This window comes from Pseudoalteromonas atlantica, assembly GCF_043641955.1.
GTDB classification, from domain to species: domain Bacteria; phylum Pseudomonadota; class Gammaproteobacteria; order Enterobacterales; family Alteromonadaceae; genus Pseudoalteromonas; species Pseudoalteromonas atlantica_A.
The window spans coordinates 56,352-69,017 of the sequence record NZ_JBHZRV010000002.1 but is presented as its reverse complement, the minus strand read 5'-3'; the positions used below and the strand labels follow the sequence as shown (position 1 = coordinate 69,017).

11 protein-coding genes and 1 riboswitch are annotated in these 12,666 nt (G+C 39.9%); of the genes, 6 read left to right on the top strand and 5 right to left on the bottom strand.

Annotated elements, in window-relative coordinates; all coding sequences use genetic code 11:
* The coding region (locus ACHUE3_RS03855; protein ID WP_394190390.1) for a hypothetical protein at window positions 1-692 on the top strand (692 nt) is incomplete at its 5' end.
* A gap of 267 nt (window positions 693-959) precedes the next feature.
* Here ACHUE3_RS03855 and ACHUE3_RS03850 read toward each other — a convergent pair.
* The 3 genes from ACHUE3_RS03850 to ACHUE3_RS03840 are packed head-to-tail and all read right to left on the bottom strand — an operon-like array spanning window position 960 to window position 3,220.
* Window positions 960-1,427 (bottom strand): zinc-ribbon domain containing protein, encoded by a 468-nt coding sequence (locus ACHUE3_RS03850; protein WP_394190388.1) that lies wholly within the window; start codon window positions 1,425-1,427, stop codon window positions 960-962.
* A gap of 17 nt (window positions 1,428-1,444) precedes the next feature.
* Window positions 1,445-1,852 (bottom strand): biotin/lipoyl-containing protein, encoded by a 408-nt coding sequence (locus ACHUE3_RS03845; RefSeq protein WP_394190386.1) that lies wholly within the window; start codon window positions 1,850-1,852, stop codon window positions 1,445-1,447.
* Window positions 1,853-1,897: 45 nt separating this feature from the next.
* Window positions 1,898-3,220 carry a sodium-dependent transporter gene (locus tag ACHUE3_RS03840; protein ID WP_394190384.1) on the bottom strand — a complete coding sequence of 441 codons (1,323 nt, stop codon included), beginning with the start codon at window positions 3,218-3,220 and terminating at the stop codon, window positions 1,898-1,900.
* A 153-nt stretch (window positions 3,221-3,373) separates the two neighbouring features.
* Here ACHUE3_RS03840 and ACHUE3_RS03835 point away from each other — a divergent pair, with 153 nt between their 5' ends.
* Window positions 3,374-4,123, top strand: coding sequence for a 4'-phosphopantetheinyl transferase family protein (locus ACHUE3_RS03835; RefSeq protein ID WP_394190382.1), 750 nt, complete (start codon window positions 3,374-3,376; stop codon window positions 4,121-4,123).
* Here ACHUE3_RS03835 and lysC read toward each other — a convergent pair.
* Entirely contained in the window at window positions 4,097-5,497 is a 1,401-nt protein-coding gene (gene lysC / locus ACHUE3_RS03830; protein ID WP_394190380.1) for a lysine-sensitive aspartokinase 3, read from the bottom strand. The two genes, ACHUE3_RS03835 and lysC, sit on opposite strands and share 27 nt — an antisense overlap.
* Window positions 5,498-5,574: 77 nt before the next feature.
* A riboswitch (Lysine riboswitch) is annotated at window positions 5,575-5,746 on the bottom strand.
* A 113-nt stretch (window positions 5,747-5,859) separates the two neighbouring features.
* Window positions 5,860-7,107, bottom strand: coding sequence for a sodium:proton antiporter NhaD (gene nhaD, locus ACHUE3_RS03825; protein WP_394191633.1), 1,248 nt, complete (start codon window positions 7,105-7,107; stop codon window positions 5,860-5,862).
* A gap of 159 nt (window positions 7,108-7,266) precedes the next feature.
* Here nhaD and ACHUE3_RS03820 point away from each other — a divergent pair, with 159 nt between their 5' ends.
* The 4 genes from ACHUE3_RS03820 (at window position 7,267) to ACHUE3_RS03805 (ending at window position 12,608) form a co-directional block, all read left to right on the top strand.
* The gene (locus tag ACHUE3_RS03820; RefSeq protein WP_394190378.1) at window positions 7,267-8,562 is read left to right on the top strand and encodes a hypothetical protein; all 1,296 of its coding nucleotides are present in this window, start codon (window positions 7,267-7,269) and stop codon (window positions 8,560-8,562) included.
* 5 nt (window positions 8,563-8,567) lie between these two features.
* Window positions 8,568-9,113: a condensin complex protein MksE gene (locus ACHUE3_RS03815; protein ID WP_394190376.1), complete on the top strand. Its 546-nt coding sequence runs from the start codon at window positions 8,568-8,570 to the stop codon at window positions 9,111-9,113.
* Window positions 9,113-11,890, top strand: coding sequence for an AAA family ATPase (locus ACHUE3_RS03810; RefSeq protein WP_394190374.1), 2,778 nt, complete (start codon window positions 9,113-9,115; stop codon window positions 11,888-11,890). The genes ACHUE3_RS03815 and ACHUE3_RS03810 overlap by 1 nt, the downstream gene beginning before the upstream one ends.
* Window positions 11,891-12,059: 169 nt before the next feature.
* A complete protein-coding gene (locus ACHUE3_RS03805; RefSeq protein WP_394190372.1) occupies window positions 12,060-12,608 on the top strand; it encodes a DUF4136 domain-containing protein in 549 nt (182 codons plus the stop codon).
* Window positions 12,609-12,666 lie beyond the last annotated feature (58 nt).

Below are 12,666 nucleotides of genomic sequence, written 5' to 3'. Positions count from 1 at the left end.
TACTAACTGTCGGTGAGACTATAAGTGGTTCAATAAACTCTAATGGTGATGTTGATTGGTTTAGTATTTATTCCGATGGTGGTACTTATACCGTCAATACAAGCGTAGATGGTGAGTATAGAGAAAGCTCTGGTATGAAATGGGTTATTACTGTGTATGACGAAAATAGTAATGAAATCTTCGCCTTTAATGTTGACCAAGAGCACCCTGTTCCTATAGACATTGAGCTAGCCAATGGTACTTATTATATCTCAGTAAATCATCCATTCGATCATTCATCTAACAATGATCCTTATTTTCTAACGGTCACTGAAAGTACGAATAACTCAATATCAACTGAAGTTGAACCAAATAATGTCAAAGAGCAAGCGAATTTACTAACTGTCGGTGAGACTATAAGTGGTTCAATAAACTCTAATGGTGATGTTGATTGGTTTAGTATTTATTCCGATGGTGGTACTTATACCGTCAATACAAGCGTAGATGGTAAGTACAGAGAAAGCTCTGGCATAAAATGGGTTATTACTGTGTATGACGAAAATAGTAACGAAATCTTCGCCTTTAATGTTGACCAAGAAAAAGCTATCTCTGTAGGGGTGGAGCTAGCCAATGGTACTTATTATATCTCAGTAAACCATCCTTTCGATCATTCATCTAACAATGATCCTTATTCTATAACAGTAACCATTTAGTAGAGCGATGAAGTATACGCTAGCGGATAATAAAACGTCCGCTTTCGTATATACCTCTTAGCTAAAGTATTTAATCCAAAATACCGACTGAGCATATCGGTAATCAGCCTTTTTAATTTAAACCTTTTATGGTCGCTCAATAGACTATTATTGATACCTTTTCAAGCAACTTCAAGCTTCCGCTATTGGCACAAATGCGACTGTCAGATTTGATTGATTTCTGCTGTTCAAATCTGACAGTTCAAGTTAAAGCTTAACTACTAATACTTACATTTTACGAATAGCGTTTAGTTTATTTACCTTGTTGATCACACCTAAATCAAACAGTTGCTGCGCTGTAGACTTGAGTAATTGGGTTTCAGCTGGCGTTCTATGCTCTTCAATGATTAAGTTTGCATAGCTAATTTGCAACTGGTTTATTGCGCGGGTTTTCTTTCTGCATTCAAAGCACCTTATCGCATGTGCATCAATCCAAAACTTTAATTGTTCAAACCAATATTGCTGCTCTTTCGCAAAAAATATAAATGGCCTGTGACAATCGACACACTGCTCTGCTATATCAACGTAGAGTTGCCTTGGATATATACAATAACTTTGTTTTTCGGTTGCTGCGGGGATTGCTGTTTCTGGAAAGTAGCGAACACTTTTATAGCGCCAATGGGCATTATCGATTTCTTGCTTTGTGTAACTATTACCAGAGGAAATTGGCTCGCTGCCATATAGTGGGTGATTCACATAATTGGCCATAGCAGCTAGTTACCCAGCATAAGAAAGATAGCTAAAGCCCCTACTGCTAGTGCAATGATCAAACTTACATTAAATTTAGAAAACAATGGAGGAGTAGCCGTTGTTTGTTCTGCCAAGTCGCTTGTGCTGCTATTGGCGCTTTGAGCTTTAGGTCGTGCTGGCAGTTCATTGTCAGCAAGCTGTTTAACAGTCATCACAACTTGGTCTGCATCAACATGGTCACCATTGGCAATGGTTATACTTTCAATAATGCCATTACAATCTGCAATGACTTCTAAAACAACTTTGTCTGTTTCAACATCAAACAGTACATCGTCTACATAGACTACTTGACCTTCATTAACATAAAGATTAGTAATTTTTGCTGTTGCTACCGAGTCAGGTAAAGTCGGTATTTTAACTTCTCTGTTCATAATCCCTCCTTGGATGTAATACCGTTAAAACTTACGGCTAAACTATTACCCAAACGCTACATTAGCAAACACGGCGGTCATTAAAATTGGGCACACAAAGCGAATATACTGAGCAAACCAAAACTTAAAACCGCTGCTTGCTTGATGCAGTTGGTTACCACGGCGCCATAACCAGCCTACCGTTACAAAATAAAACAAGCCCATTAATGGCAGTTGGTATTGCGTTAACACCATAATCACTAAACCAAATAACCACTCAAAATTAAAGATGATTAATGAAGAGGCTGCAAGCACGGTGAGGCTCACAATAAAGGTCGCTGATTTACGTTCTACTTGATGGTTTTCAACTAAAAATGCAACGGGAATTTCGGTCGATGAAATTGTTGAGGTTAATGACGCTATCGACATCAACACAAAAAACAATAACCCTACCACTAAGCCAATTTCACCCATGGTATTAAACAGCTCTGGTAAAATTGCAAAAATAAGCTGGCCTTCACCAATGAGTTTGCCATCACTAAACACTTGCACACCGTTGTGTTGCGCCACGTAAATAGCAGGGATAATTAACAAACCAGCTAAGAATGCAACGCCAGTATCAAGTAGCGCCACTGATGCTGTTAAGCGCGGTAAATTGGCATCAGGCTGTAAGTATGAGCCGTAAATCATCATACAACCTACACCGAGCGACAATGAGAAGAACGCCTGCCCCATGGCGGCTATTATCAAGTTTGGGTCGAGTATATGGCTAAAATTAGGCACTAAATAGGCTGCAAACCCTTCATTTGCGCCATCAAGGGTGGCAATGTAGGCAATCAGCCCAACTAATAAAACTAGTAGCATTGGCATCAAACGGCGTGACCAAGTCTCAATCCCTGATTTAACCCCTTTTAAAATGATGCTGGCAGTTAAAATCAGCATTAGCGGCGTAAATACAAAATTACGCGCCATAGAATCTGTTTGTAAAAAAGCACTTATTTCAGTAAAACCAAAAAAGGTAGTTATGGGCTCAAGCGCATAAGCAAGCATCCACCCTGCTACAATCGAGTAAAAGCTTAGCATTACTATAGCGCCCGCTAGGCCTAAATAACCCGCCGCTGCACCTACTTTTGGTGCTTGATCGTGCCATGCGTTTTTAAGTGCTTTAACTGGATTAGCTTGCGCTTGGTGCCCTAAATAAAGCTCGGTGTATAAAGCAGGCACTGCCAGTAAAAATATAACGATAAAATAAACCAGTAAAAACGCACCACCGCCGTGGTTCGCTGCTTGTGTAGGAAAGCCCCAAATATTACCTAAACCAACCGCAGCACCAGAAGCCGCTAAAACAAAACCTAGGCGGCTTTGAAAACCATCACGCAATTGTGCCATACATCTACTATCTGTTATTATTTTTCATTAAGGTGAATTAAACCATATTTCACCGCGACTGAGTAATAAATTTGCCAATGCTGGAACAGACCAACGCTAAATGCGCATTTTATACCCAGCTTTTATATTTTCATTGCTAGCCAACTGGACTTTATGCCTAACCAATACTTTGAGCAGCACCTTACTGTAAACCCATTTAGTGCGTCTAATATAAATGCACAATGCGTTTTACTATTGAACGCAGATTCTATAAAGCTTGCTGATTTTTCATTAACTGATTTACTAAGCCCGTTTGAGCAAGCTGTTATTGAACGCAGAAGAAGCAGTAAAGCAAAACAAGAGTACCTCGCCACGCGTTTACTGCTTAAATTTTTAGTTAAACACTGCTTTACAGAATTTGCCGATACTCCCGCTAATCATATTAGCTCTGAATTTGACGAGCAAAGCAGCAAGCTTTTATTGCACATCAAAAATACCAATACCGTTTTGAGTAGTTGTTTATCTCATTCAAATGGTTTTGTTGGTGCAGCGCTGAATATTGAGCAGGTTGAGTTTGGTTTTGATATTGAAAAAATCAGTTTAAAACGCCCGTTTGAAAAATTGGCTAAGCATTTTTATCACCAGCAAGAAGTCGACTTAATCACCGCAAATGAGCAATATGCCGCCCAGCGTTTTTTTAGAATTTGGACCTTAAAAGAAGCACTAGCCAAAGCGACTAGCCGCCCGATTGCTCAACTTCTCAGCCCACATGTTTTCACCGAGCTTACAACGGCTAATTTAAATGCCAAAAGTTGTGAGTTTAAAGACTTTGATATATCTATCGTGAATAAAAAAAGCACTGACTGGCAGTGCTTTTATATTGATGATTTAAATCAGTTAAGCGGCGTGTTCGAGCTCAAGTAAACGGCTGTGAATAGCTTGCACAACTAAGTCAGACTCTGCTTGTTCAACTAAAAAGCATAAATTGTGTTTACTCGCACCATGACAGATTAACCTAATATTAAAGTCGCTCAGCACATTCATTAAATTAACTTCTTGTTGGCGCAGCTGGATTTCAGAACCTATTAGCGCCACCAGCGTTAAGTTGTTTTCAACCGATACATGGCAAAACTCAGCAAGTTTATCTAAGCAATCTTGATCAAGCTCAGGACGAGAGGCATTCGGCGCATTATCAAGAGTAATTGCCACACTAATCTCAGAGGTTGTTACCAAATCAACTGAAATATTAAACTCACTTAATATCGTAAATACTCGTGCTAAAAAGCCACTGGCTAACAGCATTTCAGGGCTTTTTAGGGTTAACAGAATTTGGTTTTTGCGTTGCGTTACAGCACGAATACCGGGCACTTGTGACTTTTCACGTTCAATCCACGTACCACCACGCTCAGGTTCACGGCTAGAGCCTACAAATACGCTAATGTGGCTGCGGCTCGCTGGCAAAATTGTTGCCGGGTGTAATACTTTTGCGCCAAAGGTCGCCATTTCTGCGGCTTCATCAAAACTTAACCGAGCAATAGGCGTGGCTTTTACACACAAGCGCGGATCAGTACTAAATATACCCACAACGTCTGTCCAAATGTGTACACTTTTTGCGTTTACAGCTTCAGCTAATAACGCCGCACTGTAATCTGAGCCACCACGACCAAGGGTGGTTGTTTGTCCGTGGGCATCACTACCAATAAAGCCTTGAGTAACCACAACATGTTCTTTTAATAAAGGTATTAAGTGCGCTTTTGCCGCCAATGCAGTCGCTGCTACATCTGGCGTTGCTTTTGAGAACTGGCTATCTGTTTTTAGTACTTGGCGTACATCAAAACGCACTGCGTCTAAGCCATTTAGGCGCAGTACTTGGGTAAATAAATACGACGATAAACGCTCACCAAAGCTTAGTAACTCATCATGTTGCTGCTTAGACTTAAGCGCTTCACTGGCAAGCGATTTAAAAGCTTTAATTGTTTCATCAAAACCGTGGGCTAAATCAGCATCAAGTGATAACTCATTTAAAATACCCTCTTGAATAGCAATCACACCGTTAATGTGTTCACTGCGCTCTGGTGCTGTTAAGTCTTTTTGGCATAAAGCAACAAGGTGGTTTGTTACACCGGCGCTGGCACTAACTGCTACAACGCGCACTGTGTTATCAGCTACAATAATTTCACTACAACGGCTCATAGCGTCAAAATTAGCTACGCTGGTGCCACCAAATTTAGCCACAACGTAATCTGATTTTGTATTGCTCAATTGTTGCGTGTTATCTGTAACTACTTGGGTATTCATGTCGTCTCCTGTTGTGGTATTCATACCACGATAATACAAGAAGAACTTGGCAAGGGGGGGCTTGATAAGAAAAGTCCACTGCCAGAAGCTCTCCACCTAAATTGGTGACAGTTTTGAGGATTCAGCCCCACAAACCGAAAAACCACTGTGACGTCAGTTGTTCTTCTCGGCGAGTATTTCCCTCCTTAATGATCAAAAGCAAACGTCGCTTCACATTAAGTACCTAAATATCGCACCTCTTCTGAATGTTAGATTAACCGCTTTAAAAAACAGCAAAAATAACAAAGCCCACTAAAAAGTGGGCTTTGAAAGTTATCGTTTAGACGTCTAGCTGTCAAGTTGTTTTATTAAATCTCACTCGATTAAATAAAACTCCCCGCAACATAAGAGCCAACATAACCTACTGTATAAGCAATTAATAAATAAGCCGACATACGTAAATAGCTCATAAACGTCAGTGCTTTTACTTTACTCATAGCGATAATACCCGCCGCCGAGCCAATAATAAGCATAGAGCCACCCACGCCTGTGGCATAAGTAAACGATAGCCATTGCTGTGGGCTCATCATAATGTCGGCTTTAAGTAGTGCAGCTGTGAGTGGCACGTTATCAACCGCAGCAGATAAAATACCCATTAGGTAATTTGCATATTGCGCTGGCATTAGTTCATATAAATTAGTGAACTTACTTAGCATGCCCACTTCTTTTAATGCACCAACGAGTAACAGCACACCAACAAAAAACAGTAAGGTGTCGTATTCTATTTCGCGAATGTAATCGATGATTTTTTTGTTTACGTCTTTTTTGCGCATTAAAAATTGGGCAGTTAAGAACATCAGCGACAAACCAAACAAAAAGGTCAATAACGGAGGCACATGGTAAAGTACGCTCAGTGTTAATGTAGCCATAATGGTTGATAAGAAAATAACCGCAATGGTGATATCGGTTTTTTCAATGCGGCGCTCTTGTTGTTTAGTAAACTCTACAGCGCCATTTAAGCCAAACGACAACATAATTGCCAACAGTGCGACACTTGTCAGTGCAGGTACAATAAGCAATAGCAAGTTAGCAATGCTTACTTTACCATCGAGGAAAATCATTAAGGTAGTTACATCACCTGTTATCAGTGACACCCCACCGGAGTTAACACTAAAAACAATTAACGTAGCGTATTTAATCAACTTTTTCGGATCGAGTTTTAACGACATCACTACAGCAAGCGAGATTAGCGTAGCGGTAATATTGTCTGAAATCGACGAAAATAAGAAAGAAAACCCACCTATTAAAAACATCAGCCTTCGTTCGCTAATTGCGCTTGGCATTACTCTGTGCACAATATTTTGGATAAAACCTTTGGAGTTCAAATAGGCAACAAAAGTCATTGCAGCCATTAAAAACAACCAGAGTGTGGCAATCTCTAAAATATTGTGATCAAGTTGATGTTGTATAGTTTCGGGGCTTTGCCCGTTTAGCGGCGAGATAAATAAGATAATCCAGCATAAAGTACCAAAGAAAAGCGTAGTTTTGGCCTTGTTTACATGGATAATATCCTCTATAACGATAAGCACAAATGCGACCGCTATCAGGGTTAGGATAATTGACGTTACCATGGTGTTTGAACAACCTTTAGAAAAATGTAAAAATTGCATTCTTTATGTCATCTGTGTGACACGGCGCGCAGTCTAGCACCAAAGGCTTTGTAAAACTATTGCCATTTACCTTTTTTAACTAATCGCTGATACAGCCTATATTAGATTTACTGGAGCGTTATGATCCCAGCTAAAAAGTTGCTAAATACCCTTACTGAACACTGGGGAATGTTAGAACTATTATTTAAACGTTTTAAAATGGCTGATTTTAGCTTAAAAGACGTACAAAATGCGATCAAACAAAAACAACCTACTTGGTCAAATGAGCGTATTTATAAAGAAACCAACCGACTTTTAAATCAAGATATTATTATTCCTTTGGCGAAATCGTCACAACTTGAAATTAATCGTGCTATTGCCGATTTTGCGACCTTTTTATTGCAAGAAGAACATTTAGGGCTTGCACAAGAAATTAGTGTTTTAGTAGATGACTTAGCTCGATTGGGTAACCGCCTTGCTAATGCCGGTGAAATTGAAGATTATGATGAGTTACGCCGCTTTAGCCGTATTATGGATGATCGGGTGCGTAAAATAATGAAGCTGTTTGCCCACAATGAAAATGCCATTTTGAATATTGTTGAGCAAGCTAAAGCTAACAATGCGGTGCAATCGCTACAAAAGCGTTACAAAGCCGTGATTGAAGCCTTTGATGAATACATTGAACCCATGCTTGAAATGGTGGATATTCGCGGCGATTTCCACGCCTGTTTTAATACCATTGAAGAACAAATAAGTACCCAAATAGCTCATATCGAACGCTCCGGTAAAGCCTATCAAGATAAACGAATGCTAGAGCAATTGCGTACGCGTATATTAGAAATGCACCTTGTCGGGCGCGAGAGCTTACGTAAAAGTGCCGATATGCTAATGCCCCTGCGTGAAGAACTACGCCGTAATAATATGATCACCCGCCAAGCGGCGAAAGTACTTGGCTTAATTCGTAAAAATGGCGTAGATAACATGCTAAGCAGTGTGCAACCGCACTTTGTTTCTGACGCACAGCGCTTTTCGTTGGGTCAGCAACGTCATATGGTCGCTTACATGGCAGGCCTGGTAGAGTTTGAGCACAGTGAATATGAATTGCCTGATCAGCAAGATGTACCAGCATATGTAACACCCAATATTCCAGATTATAACAATGTTAAAACCAGCTTTAAAAAGCGTTTTAATGCTAAACGTAAAAAGCCAGAGCCTTTATTAACTTTTCTGGGTGAGAGCTACCCTGAACTTGAAGCCGACGAAATGCTATTTTTATATCAAAAACTCGTTAGCGATACTGATATCGAAATCAGCCAAAGCGACGAGAAAATGCGGGTTAAAATCGCCGGACAGCACTTTTCGCTCTTTCCGTTTAATACAAAGCCTTCTAATACCAAGCCTGTTGACACAGAACAAAATCAAACAGGGAATGAGTAACTATTATGACCCAAATTAATTTACAAGAATTAACCCACCTACAAGCTATCAATAAAAAACTGGTAACGGGTTACCACATTAGTGAACAAGACACCTTAATGTGGCAAGAGCTTGATCAACACATTGAGCAATACAGTGCGCTATTTAGCTCACTCGGCCACGACTTACAGCACGATAGCCGCGGCTTTTATTATTTTGCTAGTGACGAAAGCACGCCGAATATGGGCAAAATCTCCCGTGCAATCGCGCTCACTATATACATATTAATTGAGCACTACGCCAATACCGGTAAAGACCCAATGCGTGCGTTGTTTGATGAAGTAAACGATTTAGAATTAATGCAAACTTTAGTGCAAATGAACAAACATTTATTTGATCAGTTAGAGATTTTTTCAGGCTCAGATTTACGCAAAGATGTGTACTTACGTATGGTTCGCTTAGGCCTTGCCCGTGAAGTTGAAGGCGGTTTTATGCTGCAAGCCCCTGTTTATCGCTATATTGACGCGTTAATGGAAGTAAACGAAGAAACCTACCTAGGAGAGGACGAGTAATGAACAACCTTTACGGCCTCAGTAAACTGGCGCTTTTAAATACCGCAGGTTATGCCAAATGTGTTATTCCCCTTGATAAAAGTAGCTCTATTTGCGCCCCGAATAACACGGGTAAAAGCTCGGTTATTAACGCTTTGCAATTTCCGCTTATTAACGATTTACGCCTTACCGAGTGGGACGGCCATGATTTAGATGAAACCCGTAAGTTTTATTTTTCGTCTGATCAGTCTTACATCTTACTCGAAGCAAATTTACCGCAAGGCCCAGTGGTCATCGGTGTTGCTGGCCTTGGTAAAATTGCTGGCTACGCCCATCAGTTTTTTTGCTATCAAGGCAAACTAGATCTTGAGCAATACACTCAAGGCAAAACCATTATTAAGTTCACTAAGCTGTTTAATCACCTAAAAGAGCAAGGCTTTAACCCAATTGAACTTAAAGCCCAAGAGTTAAACGCCCTACTTACCGGTGGCGCGACGCCGTATGATGGCGACATTAACTTAAAAATGATCCCGCTTAATAATGTGCAAGACTCAGCAATTTATAAAGAAATTTTCCGTCGTATACTAAACTTACACAAGCTCGGTGCTGCAGATGTTAAACGTTTTATGCTGCGCGTGTTTGAACGTCATATGTCTAACTCAAAAGTCGACTTTTATGAAGTATGGCGCCGCTCATTTGACAAAGTGAATCGGGCTAAGCGTGAATTAAAAGCCCTTGAATCAATGCAAGAGCCGATAGGCGCACTTGAGTCTATGCTGGAAAACCAAACTGTACTGAAAGGCAAACTCGCTGCGTATGCGCCAAAAATTGACCAAGCGTTAATAGACTTTGATACGTACCAAGAGGCACAACTCAGCGAGCTTAATGTTGCCCTAGAAGACATTGAACACGAAAAACACGAGTTTGAACAAAAGCAGCAGCTGTATGTACAGCAGTCGCGTGATATAGAACGTAAGCAAACCCAAATTGAGCAATGGTTTTTAGACTTTAATGCGTTAAAAGCTGAGTTTGAACTGGTTAATATGGCAACGCTAAAAGCTAACCTTGGCCAATTAAAACAAGATTATGAGTCACTATCGCATTCAATTAATAGTGCGCAAGGACAAAGTTTACATACTCTTGATTACCGTATTAGCGAAACCCAAAAACAAATTAAAAGTTTAAAACTGCAACTTAAAAACCTTGAATTTAATTTGTTCACCCGAATGCGTGAAGACTTATCGCTAAAAGAAGTGGAAGAAATTTCACGTATTTTAAACCCAGATATTCTCTCGTTTGCGACCACCAGCAGTGGCGATATTGATATCAGCGATGAAGATGCCTTTGGCGAATTTTTAGCGCAATTATCTGATAACGTTAAAGGCGGCGTTCTTACCCTGCCCGGCGCGACCATTAAGCTGAAAAAGCTTTCTCCTGTGCAAATGCAAACAGGCGAAAATAAGGAGCAGCTTACAGCACAGCTAAGTGCCCTTGAAAATTCGTTAAAAGAATTTAAACAGCAGCGGGAAGTAGCCGCTAATGTCGCTGATAAACAAAAAGAAAAAGATGCGCTATACGATGAGCTAATGAGTTGTGAGGGCGCACTAAAACGCTTTGAGCAATATGAAGTAATGCAGCAATCAATTGATGCCCAAGCGATGCTTAAGGAGCAGTTGATTGCCGAGCGCGATCAGGTTGATGACTACTTACAAGATATTCAAAAAAATAGCGGCTCAATTGCGGACAGACGTTCGATTATAAAATCTAAAAAAGAATTTATTTCACGCCAAGCCGATCGTCTGCGCCAAGTTAAATCTGAGCGAATCGACCATACCCTTGATTTATATAGCGGCAAAGTTACTCCTTACATGATTGATATTCAAATCGACTTTGATAACTTAAGCGATTTAGTACATCACTTTAATAAAGACTGCCAAGAGCTACGTAATTTTGATATCAACGTACGTAATACCTATTTGCATATTTATAATGCCGGTATTACGAAATTTGATAATGAAAACGACGAGTTTACTAAATATCAAAAACTGATCAGCGCATATCATAATATTGATAATGAACGTGATGCCGTTGAACGCCATGCCCGCGTTGCCCTTACAGAAGTAGCGGCCACTATAAAAGGCCTGCGTGAAGACTTAGACCGCCTGCGCCGTGAAATGAATAGTTTTAATAAAGGCATAAGCCAGCATCGTATTTCAAACTTACAAGCGTTTAAGATTAACGTAATACCGCGCAAAATGTTGGTTGATAGTATTGATACGATTATCAGCACCTCAAATCAGTTTGAGCAAGGCGATACCCTTGATTTACTAAGCCAAGAACCTTATAGCGAAAACGCAGTAAACGAAGCCAAAGATCACCTCATTCAACTGGCCTCTGATAAAGCTGGCTTAACCCTGACCGACTTATTTGATATACGTTTTGAAGTGGTTAACCGCGCAGGTGAGACTGAACACTTTGATAAAATTGATTCAGCCGGTTCAAACGGTACCCGTATAACCATTAAACTGTTATGCGGCATGTTGTTTATTCGCTATTTATTAAGTGACCAAGAACAAAACCTATACCGTATTCCAATTTACATTGATGAAGCGGCCGATATCGATCCGCAAAACCAAAAGGCAATAATTGAAACTGCCTTAAGCTTTGGTTTTGTGCCAATTTTTGCCTCGGTAAAACCACAAGTTAGTTGTGATTACATTGTGCCAATTCGTTCAGTTAAAGATGGTGCACAAAACTGGGTAGATGAAAAAGACTGGATAGAAGTAGAACATGAGTAAAGACTAAATTACAGTCAGTTAATTGGTTATTCAGCTAGTAATAACTAATCTTGCTCTATAGTTGTATATATTTTAACTAAATTGACTAAAAAGATAACATTCCGTTGAATTATTTTTATGTTATGTTATCAAACCAGTAGAGCTATAAAATTTGCCAAGGAGCAAACCCATGAGAAACCTATTTATTGCAGCTGCTGTATTAATGTTGGCAGCATGCGCTAAAACCCCTGATATTGATTATGATAAGTCAGTTGATTTTAGTAACTATAAAACATTTGCTTGGATGCCTCAGGCTACCTTAGCTAATGCAGACAATTATCAAATGAGTCCTTTAATGGAACAGCGCGTTCGCGAAGCTGTGAATACACAATTACAAGCGCAAGGTATGTCACTGGTTGATGAAAACAGTGCTGACGTATTACTCAACTATCATGCTTCAGTGGATACTAAAATTGATTCTGATACATTTAATGTAGGCTATGGCGCTCGTTGGAATTACTGGGGCTTAGGCTACAACACGCAAACCACAACACATGAATACGAAGTGGGTACACTTATTCTAGATGTGATTGACCGTGAATCAAACCAATTAGTTTGGCGTGGTGCCCGAGAAGGTCGGTTACAGAAAAAACAGTCTCCTGAACAGCGCACTAAAGCAGTAAACAAAGCCGTAGCAACAATTCTATCTGGCTTCCCACCAGGAAAATTGAACCAGTAAAATTTAATTTAAAGTATTAAAAAGCTCACGATTTAGTGAGCTTTTTTGTGTCTGAATA

Bases quoted from the DNA above. Each gene is read 5' to 3' on its own strand.
- ACHUE3_RS03845 (WP_394190386.1), bottom strand. From the start codon at position 1,852: ATGAACAGAGAAGTTAAAATACCGACTTTACCTGACTCGGTAGCAACA.
- ACHUE3_RS03840 (WP_394190384.1), bottom strand. From the start codon at position 3,220: ATGGCACAATTGCGTGATGGTTTTCAAAGCCGCCTAGGTTTTGTTTTA.
- ACHUE3_RS03835 (WP_394190382.1), top strand. From the start codon at position 3,374: ATGCCTAACCAATACTTTGAGCAGCACCTTACTGTAAACCCATTTAGT.
- lysC (WP_394190380.1), bottom strand. From the start codon at position 5,497: ATGAATACCCAAGTAGTTACAGATAACACGCAACAATTGAGCAATACA.
- nhaD (WP_394191633.1), bottom strand. From the start codon at position 7,107: ATGGTAACGTCAATTATCCTAACCCTGATAGCGGTCGCATTTGTGCTT.
- ACHUE3_RS03820 (WP_394190378.1), top strand. From the start codon at position 7,267: ATGATCCCAGCTAAAAAGTTGCTAAATACCCTTACTGAACACTGGGGA.
- ACHUE3_RS03815 (WP_394190376.1), top strand. From the start codon at position 8,568: ATGACCCAAATTAATTTACAAGAATTAACCCACCTACAAGCTATCAAT.
- ACHUE3_RS03810 (WP_394190374.1), top strand. From the start codon at position 9,113: ATGAACAACCTTTACGGCCTCAGTAAACTGGCGCTTTTAAATACCGCA.
- ACHUE3_RS03805 (WP_394190372.1), top strand. From the start codon at position 12,060: ATGAGAAACCTATTTATTGCAGCTGCTGTATTAATGTTGGCAGCATGC.